This is a genomic window from Novosphingobium sp., assembly GCF_024642085.1.
Classification (GTDB): Bacteria; Pseudomonadota; Alphaproteobacteria; order Sphingomonadales; family Sphingomonadaceae; genus Novosphingobium.
Genome location: NZ_JAHEBV010000005.1, coordinates 1 through 21,289 on the forward strand (window position 1 = coordinate 1; position 21,289 = coordinate 21,289).

Sequence of the window (21,289 nt, forward strand, 5' to 3'; positions counted from 1 at the left end):
GCGGCGGCCCGGCGGGGCGGTGCGCCCGGCGATGAAACCAGCCATCGGCTTCTTGCGGCCCTTCTTTGCCTCATCGATCAGGAACTGCGCGGCCTGTTCTTCGGCATCGCCGCCGATCTCGCCGATCATGATGATCGACTTGGTCGCGTCATCGGCCAGGAACAGTTCCAGCACGTCGATGAAATTGGTGCCGTTGACCGGATCGCCGCCGATGCCGACCGCAGTGGTCTGGCCCAGGCCAATGTTTGTGGTCTGGAACACCGCTTCATAAGTCAGCGTGCCTGAGCGGCTGACCACGCCGACGCTGCCCGCCTTGAAGATCGAACCCGGCATGATCCCGATCTTGCATTCGTTCGGGGTCAGCACGCCGGGGCAGTTGGGGCCGATCAGGCGGCTCTTGCTGCCCGACAGCGCGCGCTTCACGCGCACCATGTCGAGCACCGGGATGCCCTCGGTGATGCAGACGATCAGCTCGATCCCGGCGTCGATCGCCTCAAGGATGGCGTCAGCCGCGCCCGGAGGGGGAACGTAGATGCACGAAGCGGTGGCGCCGGTTGCGGCCTTGGCCTCGGCCACGCTGTCGAACTGCGGCAGCCCGATGTGGACCTGCCCGCCTTTGCCCGGCGTAACGCCTGCAACCATCTGGGTGCCGTAATCCAGCGCCGCCTGGGTGTGGAATGACCCGGTCGCGCCGGTCATCCCCTGGGTAATGACCTTGGTGTTCTTGTTTACGAGGATGCTCATTCGGTCTGTCCTTGCTGGCGGGCGCGTACTTGCTGGTTTTGGCCTGCTGGTTCTGGCCCGCTAATTTTGGTCCGCTGATGTTCGGCTGTGTCGCGGCAGATCAGGCCAGGCCTGGCTCGATTGCCCGGCACGCCGCCAAAAGTTCCTTCACCGCGTCGACGCTGACCTGCAAGCCGGCTTTGTCCTCGGCATCGAGTTCGATCTCGATCACCTTTTCGACCCCGCCCGCACCGATCATCACCGGCACGCCGACGTAGAGGCCGTTCTGGCCGTACTGGCCATCGACATAGGCGGCGCAGGGGAGGATGCGCTTCTGGTCGTTCAAGAACGCCTCGGCCATCGCGATGCCGCTCGCCGCCGGGGCGTAGAACGCCGAGCCGGTGCCGAGCAGCGCGACAATCTCGCCGCCGCCGCCGCGGGTGCGCTTGACGATTGCGTCGATCTTGTCCTGCGAGGAGAGGCCCATCTTGACCAGGTCCGGCACCGGGATGCCGTTGACGGTCGAATAGCGCACCACCGGGACCATCGTATCGCCGTGGCCGCCAAGCACGAAGGTGTTCACATCGCGCACCGAGACTGCAAACTCATCGGCGATAAAGTGGCTGAACCGCGCAGAGTCGAGCACGCCCGCCATGCCGACCACCATGTGGTGCGGCAGGCCGGAAAACTCGCGCAAGGCCCAGACCATCGCGTCCAATGGGTTGGTGATGCAGATCACGAAAGCGCCCGGCGCATTGGCCTTGATCCCTTCGCCGACGGCCTTCATCACCTTGAGGTTGATGCCCAGCAGATCGTCGCGGCTCATCCCCGGCTTGCGGGCGACCCCGGCGGTAACGATGATCACGTCGGCCCCGGCGATGTCCTTGTAATCGTTGGAACCGGTGATCTTCGCATCGAAGCCTTCAACCGGGCCGCACTGCGACAGATCGAGCGCCTTGCCCTGGGGCACGCCTTCAACCACGTCGAACAGGACGATATCGCCCAGTTCCTTCTGCGCGGCGAGATGCGCCAGGGTGCCGCCGATATTGCCGGCGCCGATTAGGGCGATCTTCTTGCGTCCAACGTTACTGGCCATAATCCGACGATGTCCTTCCCAGAAAAGCGCGGGATTCAGCATCAGGCCACGAGGACATCCTTCCATCCCGCTGGAAAAGCGGATGACCCGGCGATGTCAGGTGCCCTAAGCTGCGCTGCTGTTCATTGCAAGGCACTAAAAGCGCAGGCATTCAGTTATTTCGTGATAATAGTTCGCAATAGCAAAGGGCAAAAGTCGGATCGCGGATTTCGGCCTTGGTCAACCGATCGCGCGCTGCGGATTAAGCTTTTCGCGTTCCTGCGCCAGCAGCATCGCGGCCAGATAATCGGGCACGGCGCGGCTGAAATAGTAGCCCTGGCCCAGCGTGCAGCCAGCGGCACGCACGGCTTCGACCTGCTCGATCGTCTCCAGCCCTTCGGCGACGATCTGCATGTCGAGAGTTAAGGCCATTTCCGAAACAGCGCGGATGATCGCTTCGCTTTTCTTGCCCGCGTTGACGCCGGATACGAAACTGCGATCGACCTTGATCTTCCCGAACGGATACTTGTTGATGTACCCCAGCGAGGAATAGCCGGTGCCGAAATCATCGAGGGCAAAGCGTACGCCCGCGGCGGACAGCTCGGCCATGAAATCGTCGGTCTGCTTGGAATGATCGAGCAGCACGGTCTCGGTGATTTCCAGTTCCAGACGGTGGGCCGGCAGCCGTGCTTCGCGCAGCGCGTTGAGAATGCCCAGCGCCGCACCGGGAGCCTTGATCTGCAGCGGCGAAAGGTTGACCGCGACGGTTACGTCTTCGGGCCACTGCGCCGCGGCGCGGGCAGCCTGGGCGGTTATCCAGTTGCCCAGCGTGATGATCGCGCCGGTTTCCTCGGCCACGGGGATGAACTCGTCAGGGCGCAATTCGCCCTTTTCGGGATGGAACCAGCGAACCAGCGCTTCAAACGCGCGGATCTTGCCGGTTTTCAGGTCGATGATCGGCTGGAAGAAAATCGACAGCTCGTCGCGCTCCATGGCGAGGCGCAGTTCGGCCTCGATCTCGCGGCGGCGGACCAGCTCGCGGGTCATTTCAGGGTCAAAGAAGCTGGCCTGGTTCCGGCCGTTTACCTTCGCGTGATACAGCGCAAGGTCGGCGCCCTGCATCAGCGTTTCGATGTCTTCGCCGTCGTGCGGATAAAGGGCGATGCCCATTGAGCAGGCGATTTCCAGGCGGCTTTCGTCGATCCGCAGCGGGCGGCTGACTTCGCCCAACAGGGTAAGGGCGATTGTTTCCGCCTCGCGCCGGTCACGCACTTCGCAGGCCAGGATATATTCGTCACCGCCAAAGCGGCCGATAACGCTGTCTGGCTTTCCCTGGCTGCGCAGGCGATGCGCGACTTCGACCAGCACGCGGTCTCCGGTCTGATGGCCCAGCGCATCGTTCACTTCCTTGAACTTGTCGAGATCAAACCAGAACAGCGCGATGTTCGATGTCTTGCGCCAGCGTGCCAGATGTTCGATCAGATGGTGGTTGAGGCCAGCGCGGTTCAGCAGACCGGTGACCACGTCGGTCCGGGCCAGAACCTGCATCTTTTCAGCCAGCCGCGCGCTGGTTTCAGCGGCGGAAACCGAATCGCGAAGCGTCCGGAAAATCTGGAAGGCGATCGACATCATGCCCATGAAGGCGATGACGATGGCTACCGCCAGCGCCTTGGTTGCCAGATCATCCTGCCGCCACAAGGCAATACAGATCGGCGCAAAGGTCAGCACCATGCCCCAAACCGCAATCGCCGGCCGGCCGGCATTGCGCGATGACATGCCGCTGCCATAACCGATCGCGTAACAGATGATCAGCATCTGGGCCGGGCCGGGCAGATCGTATTCGACCGTCATGCCGCCAAGAACGCCGACCACCAGGCAGTATGAAAATGCGCCCAGCTGGTAAATCCGTTCCAGCCATGCGGTGTCCCGGCCAACCAGCCACGGCAGAGCCAGAGCCATGGTGACGCGCAAAGCGCCGATGGCGGAAAGGGCGACAGCGGTATCGAAAATTACATTTACGTTGGAATAGGACGCGGCAATCAGCGCGGCAATTATACCGTTGGCAGCCCCCGTAAACAGGGTGCCGGGATGGGTGTACAGGTTGGCGACGAGGGTCCGGCGAACCCTGTCGTCAATCGCGTTGGTACGAAACAATACCCGCAAAAGGGTGCGCCAGCGCTTGATGACTGTACTCCAAACCGGTCCGATTTCGGCAGTAGCGCGGACACGTCACTGTTTGGTTAACGCCGTCTTACGGTATCGTCGAACCGGCGCGGTCAAGCCGCGCAGATCAGGCTAACCCGCGTGTTTGCCCGATCGCGCAGCCAGCGCATCGGCCATCCGGCCATCCAGCGTTCGGCAGATCGCCAGCCAGTGGAGATAGGCACCGCGATCATTGGCAAAAAACGCCTTCTGCGCTTCATCGCGGGCGATGCTGGCCGCGGCCAGGCCGTGACGGGCAAAATGCTTCAGCGCATCGCCCAGAACCGGATCGCGACCGCCCGGCGCCGCATTGTCATTCGCGGCCCGCTGCACCACCCGCCGCTGCTGGACAGGGCTGAAAAACAACGGGGCGGCAGGGCAGACGGCGGCAAGGCGAATGGTCATGGTAGGCTGCGACTCCGGATTTTTTATCGTTGCGGAGAAGCCGCTTACGGCAAGGTCCGCTAAGCCTTTGTAAGAGGCTATGGTTTCTGCCCGTTTACCATTCCGGCGCGGGCCGGTGTCACGTGCCTGGCTGGGCGATCCAGCGTCCCGAGTTTTCGTATTCGGGGCGCACTTGCTGGGTCTGGGGCAGCTTGTCGCCGCGGTACTGGGTATCGCCGCCGCGCCGCACAATCTCGGCCGAATAGGCGGGGGGCGGAGCCGCACGAACCGGCGCGCCAGACGCATCGACGGGTGCCGCCCCCGGGCTGCCTTGCGCTGTCTTGAGCCCGGCTTCGAAGGCGCGGGCAAGGGCCAGCGGATCAAGGCTGGGGTCGGGCAACTTGTCTGCCGCCGCGTTGCGCGGGTGCGGCGCGGCCAGCGGCTCTCCTCCGGCATAGGCGAAGCGGAAATTGGATGCATCGCCTGCGCGGCTGCGCCAGCGGAAAAAGATGTGCGCGCCAATCGTGCGGATCTGGTTCATGTCAGCGTCCCACGCGGGATGAACGGCGATGGTGTGGTAATGGGTGGCAAGGCCCACGCTGGGTTCGACCTGGCCCGACAGGGCGGCCAAGGCCACGCCCAACGCCCGCTGCCAGAAAAAGCGGCTGGGCACGCGGGCCAGCGATCCATCGCAGGTAAAACTGAACTGGCAGCCGGTCCGCCGTTCCGAACCCTGGTAGACCACGCCGCACACAGTGCCGGGGAAGGACGGGTGGGCAACCCGGTTGAGGATGACCTGCGCCACGGCGCGCTGGCCTTGGTCGGGTTCGCTCGCCGCCTCGTAATACACAGCGGCGGTCAGGCATTCGAGCGCGCGACTGCGGTCGACGCCGCTGTTGTCGACGCGCAGCGCGCGGGCCACGGGGCCGATTACGGGATCGAAAATGGTCGGGGCGTCTTCAGCGTCGGAATGGATTCCTTCCCCGATCTGCGGCAGCGGATCCTGGGTCAGGTAATAGAACGCCGATCCGGGAAAACTATCGCCGGTCTTTTCGAACGGCATTGGTTCAACCGCGGTTTCGGTATGTGCCGCATTGCCGATGTCGAAGGCGCGCCAATCGTCCGGGGCGGCCAGGGCCGGGACGGCTATCGCCGCCAGCAGCACGGCCAGCCGCCGCCCAAAGTGCCGCCGCCGCTGGCGCTGGCCAACCGTGCGCACGCCCCGGCGCGGCAGCTTCGCGGAAAAATCCCGCGGCCGCGTTTCCAGGGCAAAGGCGTGGCTCAGATCCATCGGTCCTCAATTGCTAGCAAGGCGCGCCATGGCGCGTAGTCCAGACGGTTCCCCGCTGCCACCGCGCTGATCGGCGCGTGCCAAAGGGGGACGTCCCGGCGCGATAACGTGAAGCGGTTAAGAATTGCGCCAAGGCTTGCCTGCGCCGGTTGCGGGGACTAGGGACCAGCCCACGTCATGGGTTGCCGGTTTGCCCCGGCCTAAGAGGGAAGCAGGGGACAAACCTGCGCTGCCCCCGCAACTGTGACCGGGGAGCCTGCTTCCATCATGCCACTGGTCTGCGGACCGGGAAGGCGGGAGCAAGCCTTGATCCGGGAGCCAGGAGACCTGCCGGTGACGGTCGTTCCGCAGCCGGGCGGGGTGTACCGGATTGCAGCGTGGAACCGCGACTTCGTGCGGGGCCGCTAGCCATGAACGGCATTCGTTCATTGCTGGAGGTTTGCCTGTGAAGTATCTGTTTTATCCGTTATTACTGTCTACCGCTGCCTCTGCCGCGCAGGCGCAGGATTTGCCCGGTCCATGCAAGGCCGCAGAGTGCGTTCCGGACGGGATCATCCTGCCGGTGCGGCGCGTGAGCGAGGGCGAAATCATCGTCGTGGCCACTGGCAACCGCGAAACGATCGAGCAAACCGGGCAAGCGGTAGGGGTGATTGTCGCCGATGAAATCGCAAGGGTGCAAGGCGCGGATCTGACCAGAGTGCTTGAACGGCTGCCGGGGGTGACTTTCACGCGCAACGGCGGTTTGGGCAGCACCACCGGATTGTTCGTGCGCGGTGCCAATTCCGAACAGTTGCTGGTGCTGGTTGACGGGGTTCGGATGGAAGACACGGCCGCGCCTTCCGGCGGATTTGACCTTGGCACCTTGACCACCGCCGGGATCGGCAAGATCGAGCTGCTGCGCGGATCAAACTCGGTCGCCTGGGGTTCGGCGGCGATCGGCGGCGTGCTGGCGGTAAGCAGCGATGTCCGCCCCGGCCTGCGCGCTGCCGTTGAATATGGCAGCAACGCCAGCCGTGCGGCCACTGCCAGTGGCACCTTGACGCGGGACGACAGTTATCTGTCGCTAAGCACAGGCTACACCCAAAGTGACGGGATTTCCGCGCTTGCCGGGGGCGCCGAACCCGATGGATTTCGCCAGTGGACAGCAAGCGCCAAAGGCAAGCTGGCCATTGGCGGCGATCTGGCGCTGGTCGGTGCCGGGCGCTATGCCGACAGCCGCATCGATTTTGACGGGTTTCCGCCGCCCGACTATCTGTTTGCCGATACACCGGAATACCAGACAACGCGGCAGGCTTCGGGCCGCACCGGGCTGGAATACCGGGGCCAGCACATGTCGCTTGATGCCGGTGTTGCCCTGTCGGACACGCGGCGATCTTATTTCGACCCGACCTATCAAGCCGCATCAAACTTTGACACGGCCGGCCGCAGCCTGCGCGCCGATGTCAGTAGCCGGATCGAACTGGCCGATGCTGTGGCGCTCAGCGTGGGGGCGGACAGCGAATGGACGCGCTTCGATACCACGTTCGATCCGCGCCGCACCGCACGGCTGGCCAGCGGGCATGCGCTGATCGCTTATCGCGGCGGCCGGCACCTCAATTTGACCGCTGGACTGCGATACGACGATCATGACCGGTTCGGCGGGCGGTGGAGCTTTGGCGCCGACGGCGCACTGTACCTGGGCGCGGGCTGGCGGGTGCGCGGATCGTTTGGGCAGGGGTTCAAGGCGCCGACACTGTACCAGCTCTACGGCTATGGCGGGAACAACCGCCTGAGGCCGGAAACCAGCGAAAGTTTCGACATCGGGCTGGAACAGGGCGACCGCAACGGGCCGTTGCACCTGGCAGTGACCCTGTTCCGCCGCGACAGCCGCGATCTTATTTCGTACCTTTTCCCAAGCGGCTATTTCAACACGGCAAAAGCCCGCGCCCAGGGCGTGGAAGTGGAGGCCGCGGCACGGGTCAGCGCCCGCGTTACGGCCAGCGCTGCGTACACTTATGTCGAGGCGACGGACCGGGACACTGGCGGCGACCTGGCCCGCCGCCCGCGCCATGCGCTGACGGCATCGCTTGACTGGAACACGCCGCTGGCCGGACTGGTGCTGGGCGCGGATATGCGGCTGGTTGGTGACAGCTTTGACGATGCCGCCAACGCCGTGCCGCTGGATGGTTATGCGCTGGCCACTGTGCGTGCGTCACTTCCGGTCGGTCAGCATATCGAACTGTTCGGGCGAATCGAAAATGTGACCGACGCGCGCTATCAGGTCGCGGCGGGCTATGGCACTTATGGCCGCTCGGCCTATGCCGGGGCGCGTCTGCGGTGGTGATCCGGGCTGCGGCCCTGATCGCCTTGACGCTGGGCGGCTGCACCGCCGCTGCGGCGCCGCAGGCGGCGGGTCCGCGCCCCACCTTTGTCAGCCTTAACCCCTGTACCGACGCAATCCTGGCAGAGGTTGCCGATCCCGCACAGATCCTGGCGATTTCACACTACAGCCACAACCCTGCCGCCAGTTCGATGGACAGCGCCACCGCGCGCCAATTCCGCAGCGTAGGCGACGGGGTAGAGGAAGTGATCGCGCTGCATCCCGATGTGGTGGTGGCCAGCACTTACCTGCCGCCCGCCGCCCGCGCGGCGCTGGCGCGGCTGGGCATGCGGACCAAGCTGGTGGGGATTGCCGCCACCGTAGAAGATAGCAAGGCCCAGGTCCGCATGCTGGCCGCGCTGGCCGGGCATCCCGCGCGGGGTGCGGCGCTGAACGCGCGGATCGACGCCGCGATTGCTGCATCCGCTGCTCCGCCGGGGCCAAGACTGCCCGCCGTGGTATGGCAATCGGGCGGGATCGTGGCCGGCGAAGACACGCTGGTTTCGGCCATGATGGCCCATGCCGGATTTGCCAACCTGGCCGCGCGGCGCGGGATGCGGCAGGCCGATGCCATGCCGCTGGAAGCGATGCTGGCCGATCCGCCGCGCGTGATCTTCACCGCTGGCAGTCCGGCGGCGCAGGAAGACCGGATGCTGCGCCACCCGGCGCTGGACACACTGGCCGGCGTCACCCGCGCGCCGCTGGGCAGCGCGCTGCTTTATTGCGGCGGGCCCACCATCATTCGCGCGGCTGAGCGGCTGGCATACGTCAGGCGCAGCCTGTGACCCGGCTTAACCGGATCTTGCTGGCGCTGCTGGCCCTGGCGGTGCCGCTGTCGCTGCTGGCGGGCCGGGTGTGGCTTGATCCGTTGGCCGATTTGCCAGCCAACGCGCTTATAATCATAACTGAACTGCGTTTGCCGCGGGCTGTGCTGGCGCTGCTGGTGGGCGGCGGGCTGGGTGCAGCCGGGGCGGCGATGCAGGGCTATCTGCGCAACCCGCTGGCCGATCCGGGGCTGTTCGGAATTGCGCCCGGCGCGGCGCTGGGCGCGGTGCTGAGCCTGTGGACCGGGCTGGCGGCGCAGCCGTGGACGCTGCCCGGTTTTGCCCTGATTGGCGCCGGTGCCGCGATGGCGCTGCTGGCGCTGATTGCCGGGCGCAGCGGATCGGTAATCCTGTTTACCCTGGCCGGCATGATGATCGCCAGTCTGGCCGGCGCCTTGATGAGCCTGGCGATCAGCCTGGCTCCGACGCCTTTTGCGTTGAGTGAAATCGTCACCTGGCTGATGGGCGCGCTGTCTGATCGCAGCTGGAACGATGTGGCCATAGCCGCGCCGTTGTGCCTGGCCGGGATCGTGACGCTGCTGGCGGCGGGCCGCGCGCTTGATGCGCTGACCCTGGGCGATGAGGTGGCACGATCGCTCGGCATTAATCCGGCGCGGCTGCGGCTGCTGATGATCGCCGGCGTGGGACTGACCGTGGGCGGCAGCGTGGCGGTGGCGGGGATCATTGGCTTTGTCGGGCTGATCGTGCCGCATCTGGTCCGTCCGTTGACCGACGGGCGCCCGTCGCAATTGCTGGTCCCCAGCGTACTGGCCGGGGCGCTGTTGCTGCTGATCGCCGATTGCCTGTGCCGGGTATTGCCGCTGGCGGGCGGAGAACTGCGGCTGGGCATCGCGCTTTCGCTGCTGGGTGCGCCGTTCTTTCTGCGCCTGTTGCTGCGGATGCGGAACGGTCTGGCATGACCCTGCGCGCGCACGATCTGACATTGGCCGGGCGGCTGGCCGGAGTTTCGCTGACGCTGGCGCCTGGTCAGGTGACCGCGATCTGCGGGCCCAACGGTGCTGGAAAATCCAGCCTGCTGACCTGTCTGGCCGGATTGGTCCCACCCACCGGCGGCGACGTATCACTGGATGATGGGGCGCTGGCCGCCATTCCTGCAAGCGACCGGGCACGGGCGATCGGCTATCTGCCCCAGCAGGCGCACGTGGCGTGGGACCTTTCGGTCGAAACGCTGGTGGCGCTGGGGCGCTTGCCGTGGAACCGCGACCGGAGCGAGGATGCCTCAGCCATCACCGCGGCCATTGCTGCGCTGGATCTGGCGGACCTGCGCCGCCGCCCGGTGGGCCAGCTTTCCGGCGGTGAACGCGCCCGCGCCTTGCTGGCCCGGGTGCTGGCCGGACAGCCGCGCTGGCTGTTGGCGGACGAGCCGCTGGCAAACTTTGACCTGATGCATCAGCAAGCCTTGCTGGCGCAGTTCCGCAACCTTGCGGGGCAGGGCATGGGCGTGGTGCTGGTGCTCCACGATCTGGCCCAGGCGATGAACCATGCGGACCGGGTGGTCGTGATGCACGGCGGCAAAATCGCCGCCGATGGCCATCCCGAAACTGTGCTCGACACTGCGATCATCGCCCGCGTCTGGCAAACCGGCGCGCGCTGGCTGGGCGATCCGGGACAGCGCGCGCTGGCCCTCGGGCCGGTCCGCGCGCGCTAGGCCTGGCGTTTATTTGGCGGCGGCCGTTCCGTCCGGCACCGCAATCGCGGCCGCCGGCGCCATGGGCCCAGGTCGGATAAGCCGGGCGTCAGGACCTAGCCGTCACAATATTCGTAATGGCCCGACTGGCACATTGCCACGGCACGGCGCCAGGCGGCGCGTTTGCGTTCGTACGCGGCGCGCTGCTGTTCGTAGTCTGCGCGGTCGTTCGCATAGGCTTCGCTACGCCCGCCTTGCTGGCGGTAGGCCTTCCAGCCTTCGGCGTAGCGCGCATCACGTTCGCGCACATGGGCCAGCTGATCGACATTAAGCTGGCGGATAATCGCCTTGTCGCGCGCGCGGTTGCGCGGATCGCGCATGTCCCTGTCGTTCGGATCATCGGCCGAGGCGATGGCAGGAATAATTGCGGCGCCCAGCGCCAGCATGCCGAAAAGACGTGCAAATTTCATGGAATGCGACCCTCCTTGAACCCGCACGCTGGATGGAAAACCTTACCAAATGGTGCAACGCCAAAGCGATGAGCTGCGCGCGTCTCGTCGCGTTTATCGAATGGTCTGCCGAGGAAGCGTGCGGAAGGTGGCATTGGGGTGCCTTTCAGGCCACCTTGCGCAGCGCCGTGCGACATCCCATTTCGGCCCATGCGGCACTCGCCGCTCTGCTTGCTTCTCCCGAACAAATATGGAACAGACTGCGCGCCATGTCGCTTACCAAGATCGTCGTCCGGGGCGCCCGGGAACACAACCTCAAAGGCTTTGATGTCGAGCTGCCGCGTGACAGCCTGATTGTCATCACCGGGCTGTCAGGATCGGGCAAAAGCAGCCTTGCCTTTGACACGATCTATGCCGAAGGGCAGCGGCGCTATGTCGAAAGCCTGAGCGCATATGCCCGGCAGTTTCTGGAAATGATGCAGAAGCCCGATGTCGAACATATCGACGGGTTAAGCCCCGCGATCAGCATCGAGCAGAAGACCACCAGCCGCAATCCGCGCTCGACCGTGGCGACGGTGACCGAAATCTATGACTACATGCGCCTGCTGTGGGCCCGCGTCGGGGTGCCTTACAGCCCCGCAACCGGCCTGCCGATCGAGGCGCAGACCGTGTCCAACATGGTCGACCGGGTGATGGCTCTGCCCGAAGGGACGCGGGCCTACCTGCTTGCCCCGGTGGTGCGCGGGCGCAAGGGCGAATACCGCAAGGAACTGGCCGAGTGGCAGAAGGCCGGCTACACCCGGGTGCGGATCGACGGCGACTTTTACGAGATCCAGGACGCCCCCGCGCTCGACAAGAAATACAAGCATGACCTGGAAGTCGTGGTGGACCGGATTGCCGTGCGCGAAGGCATGGAAACGCGCCTTGCCGACAGTTTTGAGCAAGCGCTGAAACTGGCCGATGGCCTGGCCTATGTCGATCTGGCCGATGGCGTGGTGCCGGGGCGCGAGGACGAGGCAACCGGAGGCGCGATGAAAGGCGCGGGCCTGCCGTCCAACCGTATCGTGTTTTCGGAAAAGTTCGCCTGCCCGGTGTCCGGCTTTACGCTGGAAAGCCTTGAGCCGCGGCTGTTCTCGTTCAACGCGCCGCTGGGGGCCTGCCCGGCCTGCGATGGCCTGGGCGAAAAGCTGCTGTTCGATCCGCAGCTGGTCGTCCCGAACGAGGCACTGACCCTGAAACAGGGCGCGATTGTGCCCTGGGCAAAAAGCAACCCGCCGTCGCCCTATTACATGCAGGTGCTGGCCAGCCTGGCCGCCGAATACGGCTTCCGTCTCGACACACCGTGGGATGCGCTGCCAGGCGAAGTGCGGCTGATCATCCTTCACGGCACGGGCGGCAAGGCGGTGCCGCTGACCTTCATCGACGGCAAGAAAAGCTACACGGTCAAGAAGGCTTTCGAAGGGGTGATCGGCAACCTCAACCGCCGCCTGCTGCAAACCGAAAGCGCCTGGATGCGCGAAGAGCTGGGCAAGTTCCAGACCGCCCAGCCGTGCGAGGTGTGCGAGGGCAAGCGCCTCAAGCCCGAGGCGCTCAGCGTCAAGGTCGCTGGCGCGGATATTTCCAGCATCACCCGCCTGTCCGTGGCCGCCGCGGTCGACTGGTACGGCAAGCTTGATGCCCAGCTGACCAGCCAGCAAAGCCAGATTGCCCGCGCCATCCTCAAGGAAATCAACGAGCGGCTGGGCTTCCTCAACAACGTCGGGCTCGATTACCTCAACCTCGATCGGACCAGCGGCACGCTCAGCGGCGGGGAAAGCCAGCGCATCCGCCTTGCCAGCCAGATCGGCTCGGGCCTGTCAGGCGTGCTCTACGTGCTCGATGAACCCAGCATCGGCCTGCACCAGCGCGACAACGACATGCTGCTGGCCACGCTGCGCCGGCTGCGCGATCTGGGCAACACGGTGATCGTGGTCGAACACGACGAGGACGCGATCCGCACCGCCGATCACATCGTCGATCTGGGCCCCGGCGCAGGCGTCCACGGGGGCGAGATCGTGGCCCAGGGCGTGCTTGCCGATATCCTCGGCGCCGAACACAGCCTGACCGGGCAGTACCTGTCGGGCCGCCGCCGCATCGAAGTGCCGGCCAAACGCCGCAAGGGCAACGGCCACAAGATCACCGTCCACGGCGCGCGGGCCAACAACCTCAAGAACGTCACCGTCGCGATCCCGCTGGGCACGTTCACCTGCATCACCGGGGTGTCGGGCAGCGGCAAAAGCAGCCTGACGCTCGATACGCTTCACGCCGGGGCGGCGCGCGTGCTCAATGGCGCGCGGGTCGTCTCCGGGGCGCATGACAAGATCACCGGCCTTGAATACTGCGACAAAGTGATCGAGATCGACCAGTCACCGATCGGCCGCACCCCGCGCTCCAACCCCGCCACTTACACCGGCGCCTTCACCCAGATCCGGGACTGGTTCGCCGGCCTGCCCGAAGCCCAGGCCCGCGGCTACAAACCGGGGCGGTTTTCGTTCAACGTCAAAGGCGGGCGGTGCGAGGTGTGCCAGGGCGACGGCCTGATCAAGATCGAGATGCACTTCCTTCCCGATGTCTACGTGACGTGCGAGGAATGCCACGGCAAACGCTACAACCGCGAAACGCTGGAGGTGAAGTTCAAGGGCCACTCCATCGCCGACGTGCTCGACATGACGATCGAGGACGCGGAAGAGTTCTTCAAGGCCGTCCCCCCGATCCGCGACAAGATGCACATGCTGAACGAGGTTGGACTTGGCTATGTCAAGGTCGGCCAGCAGGCGACCACGCTGTCGGGGGGTGAGGCGCAGCGCGTGAAACTTGCCAAGGAGCTCAGCCGGCGCTCCACCGGCCAGACCCTGTATATCCTTGATGAACCGACCACTGGCCTGCACTTTGAAGATGTCCGCAAACTTCTGGAAGTGCTGCAGCGGCTGGTCGATGGCGGCAATTCGGTGGTGGTGATCGAACACAACCTGGACGTGATCAAGGTGGCCGACTGGATCGTCGATCTTGGCCCCGAAGGCGGGGTGCGCGGGGGCGAGGTGATTGCCGAGGGGACGCCCGAGCAGGTGGTCAAGGTCAAACAGTCGTTTACCGGCGGGTATCTGGCCCCGTTGCTGGCGCGATAAGGGCGGGAACTGCGGCTGCTCCGGCGTGTTAACATTTAATGCAGCCGCATGATTGCCTGCCCATCCCGGCCGGCCTGGCGCTGCGCAGGAGAGACGCCATGAACGCTTTTGCCCGAACCGCGCTTTTCGCCGCCGCCGCCGCCGCGTTGGCCGCGCCGCTTGCCGCCGAAACCATGGGCGGGCGCAAGCTCAGCGCCACGCTCAGCGGCACTGCCGAAGTGCCCGGGCCCGGCGATCCAAACGGCACCGGCTCGATCATGGCGCGGGTCAACCCGGGAACCGGGCAGTTCTGCTATACCCTTACCGTGACCAATATCGATCCCGCGACCATGGCCCATATCCACAAGGGCCCGGCGGGCGCGGCCGGCCCGGTGGTGATCGCGCTGACCGCGCCGGCCAGCGGTTCCAGCGAAGCCTGCGTCACGATCACCCGCGAACTGGCGATGGACCTGATCATGATGCCGGGTGACTACTATGCCAACGTCCACAACGCCGCGTACCCCGGCGGCGCGGTGCGCGGCCAGCTTGGCAAATAAGCCCAGCGCGTCTGGCGTACGGACCGGTTGACGCGGGGGCCCGATGCGGGCCCCCGCCCGTTTGCGTGGGCGGCGAAAAAATACGCAAGCTGCTCAAAGTCAGTTAGCGCGGTTGGGCGGTCGACCGGCGGTTCGGCTAAGGCGACCTTAAAGTTACGTAAAGCGCGATCAGGACTCTTGGGCACCAAGCGTACATGCTATTCAAACCGGAGCTGATCTTTAAACCTTCGCAGGGATTGTTCGGCGTCGATTTGCTGCCCGTACGCCTCGGCGATCTGTCTGATGCGCCATTCAGCTTCGTCGGGGGTTTCGAACAGCCTATCGATGTTTACGAGGAAATTTCCTGTTCTGCCAAAATCGTGGCCGACCGAGATCGGACAGCAGTCGATCGTCCGGATACGCTCGCCAACTTTACAGGTTTGGCTCATATCGCGTGAGCACATCGCGGGTAAGTTATCCTTCTTCAGCCGGCCGGATTCAAGCGTCGCTTCGATAGTGGCGAAGAAAGCCTCTTCCCTCAACAGCGGGTGCAACCACGTACGTCCGGAGCCGACAGCCGAGGAATTGCCATCGATTTCGGTCGCTTTGATTGTGGGTTCGAAGGTCTGGCTTTCGCGGCGTGGAATGACGGGGCTTGTCGGGCAACCATCGCTTCCGTCGAGGTAATAGACATGCGTTGCGCCTAGCAATCCGTATATAGGCTCGCTCCAGGCGGCATATTCCGGTCCGCTTACGGCATCGATGCGGTTGAAAAACAAAATCGTGCCAGCGTCGCTGACAAAGCGCGGTACGTTGCCGATCTGATCGGCCAGCGGTGTCGTTTCGTCCAACACCGGCCACCCATTTGCGCCCAGCCGGGCTTCCAGCCAGACTTCGCACGCCAGCGGCCTACCCACCTCATACAGAAAGCGCCACTGCGGCGCTGCAATGTCCAGCGCTGTCGGAGCATAAGGCTTGAGCGGCCAATCGAAATAGCGGGCAGAACCCTCTGGCGGAGCAGAAAACGAGCTACTGAAATAGGCCGCGCCGTCCCACTCGGCATCTAGCCACCCCCCTAAGATACCGACTTCGTGCTGTGGTAATCGATCGCGCGCGGCCCAAACCAGAACCGCATCAAGCAGAAACCAGCTGAGCCGGCGCCACCGTCCATACTGTACTTGCAGCGTGGCAAAATCATCGCTGCGAAAATCAATCAGGATACGCGGACGCATATTTTGGTTTGGGTCCGGGCTGAATGGCGCGAAAATTGCGTCAAACTCCATCCAGAGGTCCGCATCTTCATAGCGCAAGCGAGCCACATCGTCAGCGCAGTTCAGAATCGTCAGCGATTGGCTCGTGGCGGGGAACAGGAACTGGTTGTCCCCGATTTCCTGATAAACGCCGTATAGCAGGCCGTCGGTTGAGTTTGTTTGCAAAGGATTATTGATGGGCATCTTCGCAGGCTTAACCGCGAAGAGCATTTTCCTACACCCCCAAAATCTGCAAAATGAGCGGTTTGCCTTAGCAGGAGACCGATCATGGGTGACGCAGCGGATGGCCGTTTGGGGCTGACCTTTTCCCACAGCGAAAGCACTGGCGCGGCAGTGGAGGCCGATCTTATCCTCCCCCCGCTGGTCCCCACGCGCCCTCGCGCCGATGGGTGGACGCCGCAGCGGCAGCGGGATTTTCTGGAAGCGCTGGCGGGCAGCGGCTCGGTTTCTGGCGCCGCGCGGTCGGTGGGGATGAGCCGGGAAAGCGCCTATGTTCTGCGCCGCCGGGCCGATGCGCGGGGCTTTGCCCAGGCGTGGGATGCGGCGCGGCTGCTGGCGGCCGAGCATCTGGTCGATCTGGCCTGGGACCGCGCGGTGCAGGGCGAGCTGCGGCCGCTGGTCTGGCACGGCGAGGTGGTGGGCGAGGTGCGCCATTATGACAACCGGCTGCTGCTGGGGCTGATCGCGCAGAACCGGAAAGTTCTGGCCGAACAGGGGCTGATCGCGCCGTCCGAAGTGACCGCGGCGGTGGCGGCGGACTGGCCGGCGGCGCTGGACCGGGCCGCGCGGGGCGAGGCGCTGGACGAAGCGGCGGCGCGCGGCCGTGCGCAGGATCAGGCTGAGCGGGTGACAGAATGCGGGGCAGTGGAGGATGGACCGCTATCCGGTCCCGGCATTCCCGCGCCGCTGGCGCCGATCACCGATGGTTACGGGCATGAACTGGCCGAGCCGCAGCAGCTGTGCATCGGCCTTTACACCATCACCTGGGACACGCAGCGGGCGCAGTGGCTGACCAACTGGCCCGCGCCCGCGCACTGGGCGGGGGACGAGTACCGGCGGCTTGACGGGGACCGGCTGGCGCCGATCGCGCGCTGTGCCGATGATCCGGGCAGCACGGCCCAAGGCGAGCCGTGGCCCGAGGCAGAGCACTATGCCCGCACGCTGAGCGCCGAGGAGGAGGCCGGGCTGGAGCGGCTGGACGCGGATGAGGAGCGCGCGCGGGCCGGACGGCTGGCGCTGTACCGCCGCGCCGCCTTTGGCCTTGCCACTCCGGCAGAACGGGCATCGCTGGCGGCGGCCGGGTGGCCGGGGTGAGGGGATGGTTTTTCCCCGCATGGACCCTGTGATCTTGGTGTGAACTTCCGCGCCGGCGGCCCCGGCTTGGCAAGCGCGGGGGGGCGACCTATCACCGTGCGATGCACGCCCCGGGCGAGAGTGCCGCCTATCGCACCACCCAGCTGATCACCTGCATCGGCAACAAGCGCCGCTTGCTGCCGCTGATCGAGGCGGGGCTGGTAGAGGCGCGGGCGCGGCTGGGGGGCGGGCCGATCAGCGTGCTCGACCTGTTCAGCGGATCGGGCGTGGTGGCACGGATGGCGCGGGGGCACGCCAGCCGTCTGGTCTGCAACGATCTGGAGCCCTACAGCGAGGCGGCGAACCGCTGCTATCAGGCCGATCCGCGCGACGTGGACCAGGCCGCGCTGGCGGCAGAGGTAGCGCGGGTGCGCGGCGCGGTGGCCGCGGGGCTGGCGCCCGGCTTTCTGGCCGAGCTGTATGCGCCGCGCGATGACAGCGCGATCCAGCCGGGCGAGCGGGCGTTCTATACCCGCGCCAATGCGGTGTTCCTCGACACCTTTTGCCAGGTGCTGGACAGTGTGGACGCGGCGCTGCGCCCGTTCCTCCTCGCCCCGGTGCTGGCCCAGGCATCGGTCCATGCCAACACTGCGGGCGTGTTCAAGGGGTTTTACAAGAACGCCGCCGGGGTGGGGCAGTTCGGCGGCAGCGGCGCCCATGCGCTGGGGCGGATATTGAAGCCGATCGCGGTGCAGGCCCCGGTGCTCAGCCGCCTGTCCTGCCCGGCCGAGGTTTACCGCCGCGATGCCAATGCGCTGGTCGGGGAGATCGATCCGGTCGACCTTGCCTACCTTGATCCGCCGTACAACCAGCATCCCTACGGTTCGAACTATTTCATGCTGAACCTGCTGTGCGATTACCGCCGCCCCGCCGAAATCAGCCGCATTTCCGGTATCCCCAGGGGCTGGAACCGCTCTGCCTACAACCGCCCGGCCGCCGCCGAAGCCGCGCTGTTCGACCTGGTGCGGCGAGTGCCGGCGCGGCTGGTGCTGCTGTCGTACAATGCCGAGGGGTTCGTGCCGCACGAACGGCTGCTGGCGGCGCTGCTCGGCATGGGCGAGGTCAGCGTGATGGATGCCCGCTACACGACGTTCCGCGGCTGCCGCAACCTGGCCGCGCGCGACCGGCACGTAACCGAATACCTGTACCTCATCGACAAGCGGTGAGGATCTACATTGCCGAGATGCCGCCATCGATCTTGAGCTCGGCCCCGGTGACGAAGCGGCTTTCGTCGCTGGCGAGGTAGAGCACACCGTAGGCGATATCGTCGACATGGCCGACGCGTTTGAGCGGGATCTGCCGGGCCAGCTTGTCCATGATCACATCCTTGGGCTTGCCCGTGGAGGTGACCATGCCGTCAAGGATCGGGGTATCGATGAAAGTCGGGTGGACCGAATTGCTGCGGATGTCCCAGCCCATCTTGGCGCAGTACAGCGCGACCGACTTGGACAGCATCCACACCGCTGCCTTGCTGGCATTGTAACCCGGCATAGTGTCGCTGGCGATGAGGCCGGCGATCGACGAAATGTTGACGATCGATCCCGGCTGGTGGTCCTTCATCAGGCCCAGCGCTTTCTGACAGCCGAGGAAGACCGAATCGACGTTGACCGCAAAGCCGCGATGCCAATCATCAAGGCTTGCCGTTTCAATATTACCGCGCACCCCGATCCCGGCGTTATTGACCAGGATCGACAAACCGCCCAACGCGTCGCGCGCCAGATCGACGGCGGCCTCCCACTGATCCGGCTGGGTAACATCGAGATGGCAGGCCAGCGCATGGCCAGCGCCAAACTCGTCGTTAAGCCTGCTGGCGACGGCGCTGGCAAGTTCGTCGTTGATGTCGGCCAGCAACACCTGCGCACCCTCACGGCACAACATCCGCGCCTGCGCCGCGCCCAGGCCCTGCGCTGCGCCGGTGACCAGCGCCTTTTTGCCCGCAACCCGTCCTGTCATAATTCGCTATCCTTCCAAGATCCGGTTGCCCAGCAGCATCAGCAAGCGCACATCGATCGCTACACCCCGTGCACGCGAAGCGGAGATGAACCGTTCAATCCCGGCCAGCGGGACACGATGGACGGTGATGTCCTCGCCGTCTACCCCGCCGCCCGGTCCGACCTGGGTAAGCTCTCGGGCGCGCAGCAGGGTAAAGCTTTCGGTGACCATGCCGGGGGAGGAATAAAACTCGCCGATCACCTCCATCCGCGCGGCGCGATAGCCGGTTTCTTCCTCTAGCTCGCGGTTGGCGGCAACAGCCGCATCCTCGTCCTCGCCGTGATCACCGATCAGGCCGGCCGGAAGCTCGATACAAGAACGGCCTAGCGGCACGCGAAACTGCTCGACCAGAACAACGTGTTTCTCCGCGTCGATCGCCAGAATGACGGCTGCCTTTATGCCGCGCGCACGGCTGACGTATTCCCATTTTCCGCGGGTCTTGGCTGCGATGAAGTTACCCGACCAGACGGTCGTTTCGGTTTCGGCGTCCATGCGCGCTGCTTAGACTTCGATCACGCGGTCTGGCAATTCGTTCGTGTCTTGGGCTGAACGGGGCAGATGCTGGGCGAGTACTTCGCCGACCTTGCCGACAGCGGCGGCCATACCTGCTGCGATCTGTCCGGCGCGCAGCTCAGTCAGCATCGCGGCCATAGCCTCGCCCCATACTTCAGGCGCGACCTTGCTGGCTATCGCTTCATCAGCAACGATTTCAGCGCGATGCTCGGCCAGGCTGAGGTAGATGAGGATGCCGGTGCGACCGGTGGTGCGGCGCTCGGCACCAACGCGGAACAGCGTCACAGCGCGGGCGCGAACCCGCGGGTTTGAAACAAAGCGCGGTATGAGGAACAGCCGCAATGGTCGCCAGAGCTGTACCAGCAGCACGCCGACAAACTTGCTCATACCCAGACATGCGGCCATGACCAGCACTTGCTGCGGCGTCCAATCGTGCGACCATCGGCCCAGGATACGATCGATCAAGCCAAGCGAAAATGTGGGGAACGCCGAGACGGCCATCAGGGCCGTCATTGCCGCCAGCGTAGCCCAGGCCAGCGCGACATCGAAGTAGCGGTCCGACTGATCGGACACGATCGTGACTATTTCCCCCGCGCTCGTGAGCTCCGCCGTTTCGACTGCGGCCGAAATAATCGCGTGATCCGCATCGGACAGTTTCTGCACCGGTTCAGCCATTACCAGTCCCCCGATGCCCCACCGCCGTCGAACCCGCCGCCGCCTCCGCCAAAGCCACCAAAGCCGCCATCGCCTGACCCGAAACTTCCTCCTCCGCTACTCCATCCACCCGAGTTGCTGCCATGACGCATGGCCTCGGAAATGCCCCACAGAACGATACCCGGATCAATTCCGCTACGCCGGTAACCGCCGCGACGTCCACCGCGGCCAAAGAAGCTGATGAACACGATCAGCACGATCAGCCAAATGAATACACTGGGCATTCCGCCTGCGGAGGACCCTTTACCGGATCGCTGCGCCGATGCCGCATCGGCTGCCTCAGCGACTGCCTTGGCATCAACCGGATCGCGTTCGAGTTGCGCGATCAAGGCGTCAACACCATCGGTAATGCCGCCCGCGTAGTCATCTTGTTTAAACCTGGGTGTGACCACAGTGCGAATAGTTTGTCCGACAAACCCGTCGGTCAATCGTCCCTGTGTGCCTACGGATGTCTGAATTCGCACCTTGCGTTCGTAAGGCGCGATCAGAAAAAGGACGCCTTCCTGGCTTTCCGCTCCACCAATCCCCCACGCCCGGGCAAGATCTTGTGCGTAGCGTTCGGGAACCTGACCATCCAGCGAGGTCACGGTGACAATAATAATCGCACGCCCGGTCTCCCGATTGTAGCTGCGCAGTTTCCTATCGAGCGCAGCCTCTTGCTGATCGGGGATGATTGCGGCTTGATCCAGGATGGGGCCGTCAGGACGAGCCGGAAGCTTGGCCATAACCGCTGTCCCGGCCAAGGCAAGAAACAAGGCCGCCAAAGCAAGCAAAAGCCGCGACAGTATTACAGGCACGGGAACGGACCGCAT

19 protein-coding genes and 1 riboswitch are annotated in these 21,289 nt (G+C 64.8%); of the genes, 8 read left to right on the forward strand and 11 right to left on the reverse strand.

Translation table 11 applies throughout. The features are described from left to right. From sucD to Q0L62_RS03255, 5 genes are all read right to left on the reverse strand, one after another. Positions 1-744: succinate--CoA ligase subunit alpha (gene sucD, locus Q0L62_RS03235; RefSeq protein ID WP_296676343.1), on the reverse strand; the 744-nt coding region annotated here is incomplete at its 3' end. Positions 745-844: 100 nt separating this feature from the next. Beyond that, complete coding sequence (gene mdh / locus Q0L62_RS03240; RefSeq protein WP_296676348.1) at positions 845-1,819, reverse strand: malate dehydrogenase; 975 nt, start codon at positions 1,817-1,819, stop codon at positions 845-847. A 219-nt stretch (positions 1,820-2,038) separates the two neighbouring features. Beyond that, a complete protein-coding gene (locus Q0L62_RS03245; protein ID WP_296676350.1) occupies positions 2,039-3,952 on the reverse strand; it encodes an EAL domain-containing protein in 1,914 nt (637 codons plus the stop codon). A gap of 141 nt (positions 3,953-4,093) precedes the next feature. Further along, positions 4,094-4,405, reverse strand: coding sequence for a hypothetical protein (locus Q0L62_RS03250; RefSeq protein WP_296676353.1), 312 nt, complete (start codon positions 4,403-4,405; stop codon positions 4,094-4,096). 118 nt (positions 4,406-4,523) lie between these two features. Then, complete coding sequence (locus Q0L62_RS03255) at positions 4,524-5,675, reverse strand: cell wall hydrolase (protein ID WP_296676356.1); 1,152 nt, start codon at positions 5,673-5,675, stop codon at positions 4,524-4,526. Positions 5,676-5,844: 169 nt separating this feature from the next. After that, a riboswitch (cobalamin riboswitch) is annotated at positions 5,845-6,025 on the forward strand. 95 nt (positions 6,026-6,120) lie between these two features. On the opposite strand from Q0L62_RS03255, the gene Q0L62_RS03260 reads away from it, so the two are divergent. Genes Q0L62_RS03260 through Q0L62_RS03275 form a run of 4 tightly spaced genes read left to right on the forward strand, consistent with a single transcriptional unit; the run spans position 6,121 to position 10,527 of the window. Beyond that, entirely contained in the window at positions 6,121-7,998 is a 1,878-nt protein-coding gene (locus tag Q0L62_RS03260; RefSeq protein WP_296676359.1) for a TonB-dependent siderophore receptor, read from the forward strand. Beyond that, positions 7,995-8,819, forward strand: coding sequence for an ABC transporter substrate-binding protein (locus Q0L62_RS03265; protein WP_296676360.1), 825 nt, complete (start codon positions 7,995-7,997; stop codon positions 8,817-8,819). Before Q0L62_RS03260 ends, Q0L62_RS03265 begins: the two co-directional genes overlap by 4 nt. After that, entirely contained in the window at positions 8,816-9,778 is a 963-nt protein-coding gene (locus tag Q0L62_RS03270; protein WP_296676363.1) for an iron ABC transporter permease, read from the forward strand. The genes Q0L62_RS03265 and Q0L62_RS03270 overlap by 4 nt, the downstream gene beginning before the upstream one ends. Next, complete coding sequence (locus Q0L62_RS03275) at positions 9,775-10,527, forward strand: ABC transporter ATP-binding protein (RefSeq protein ID WP_296676366.1); 753 nt, start codon at positions 9,775-9,777, stop codon at positions 10,525-10,527. Before Q0L62_RS03270 ends, Q0L62_RS03275 begins: the two co-directional genes overlap by 4 nt. A gap of 95 nt (positions 10,528-10,622) precedes the next feature. Here the strand turns inward: Q0L62_RS03275 and Q0L62_RS03280 are convergent, their stop codons facing one another. Continuing rightward, complete coding sequence (locus Q0L62_RS03280) at positions 10,623-10,976, reverse strand: hypothetical protein (protein WP_296676368.1); 354 nt, start codon at positions 10,974-10,976, stop codon at positions 10,623-10,625. A 248-nt stretch (positions 10,977-11,224) separates the two neighbouring features. Between Q0L62_RS03280 and uvrA the strand changes: the two genes are divergently transcribed. After that, on the forward strand, positions 11,225-14,119 hold the full coding sequence (gene uvrA / locus Q0L62_RS03285; RefSeq protein ID WP_296676670.1) for an excinuclease ABC subunit UvrA: 2,895 nt from the start codon (positions 11,225-11,227) through the stop codon (positions 14,117-14,119). 98 nt (positions 14,120-14,217) lie between these two features. Continuing rightward, positions 14,218-14,655, forward strand: coding sequence for a CHRD domain-containing protein (locus Q0L62_RS03290; protein WP_296676370.1), 438 nt, complete (start codon positions 14,218-14,220; stop codon positions 14,653-14,655). Between the two features lie 197 nt (positions 14,656-14,852). Here the strand turns inward: Q0L62_RS03290 and Q0L62_RS03295 are convergent, their stop codons facing one another. Next, entirely contained in the window at positions 14,853-16,217 is a 1,365-nt protein-coding gene (locus Q0L62_RS03295; protein ID WP_296676374.1) for a hypothetical protein, read from the reverse strand. On the opposite strand from Q0L62_RS03295, the gene Q0L62_RS03300 reads away from it, so the two are divergent. Both Q0L62_RS03300 and Q0L62_RS03305 read left to right on the forward strand, forming a co-directional pair. Continuing rightward, positions 16,173-17,219, forward strand: coding sequence for a hypothetical protein (locus Q0L62_RS03300; protein WP_296676376.1), 1,047 nt, complete (start codon positions 16,173-16,175; stop codon positions 17,217-17,219). The genes Q0L62_RS03295 and Q0L62_RS03300 overlap by 45 nt on opposite strands. A gap of 101 nt (positions 17,220-17,320) precedes the next feature. Then, positions 17,321-18,424 carry a DNA adenine methylase gene (locus Q0L62_RS03305; RefSeq protein WP_296676379.1) on the forward strand — a complete coding sequence of 368 codons (1,104 nt, stop codon included), beginning with the start codon at positions 17,321-17,323 and terminating at the stop codon, positions 18,422-18,424. Between the two features lie 4 nt (positions 18,425-18,428). Here Q0L62_RS03305 and Q0L62_RS03310 read toward each other — a convergent pair whose 3' ends face one another. Genes Q0L62_RS03310 through Q0L62_RS03325 form a run of 4 tightly spaced genes read right to left on the reverse strand, consistent with a single transcriptional unit; the run spans position 18,429 to position 21,289 of the window. Beyond that, positions 18,429-19,211 (reverse strand): SDR family oxidoreductase, encoded by a 783-nt coding sequence (locus Q0L62_RS03310; protein WP_296676381.1) that lies wholly within the window; start codon positions 19,209-19,211, stop codon positions 18,429-18,431. Positions 19,212-19,217: 6 nt separating this feature from the next. Continuing rightward, entirely contained in the window at positions 19,218-19,742 is a 525-nt protein-coding gene (locus tag Q0L62_RS03315; protein ID WP_296676383.1) for an NUDIX hydrolase, read from the reverse strand. Positions 19,743-19,751: 9 nt separating this feature from the next. After that, positions 19,752-20,438, reverse strand: a complete 687-nt coding sequence (locus Q0L62_RS03320; RefSeq protein WP_296676385.1) for a hypothetical protein — start codon at positions 20,436-20,438, stop codon at positions 19,752-19,754. Further along, complete coding sequence (locus Q0L62_RS03325) at positions 20,438-21,289, reverse strand: YgcG family protein (RefSeq protein WP_296676388.1); 852 nt, start codon at positions 21,287-21,289, stop codon at positions 20,438-20,440. Before Q0L62_RS03325 ends, Q0L62_RS03320 begins: the two co-directional genes overlap by 1 nt.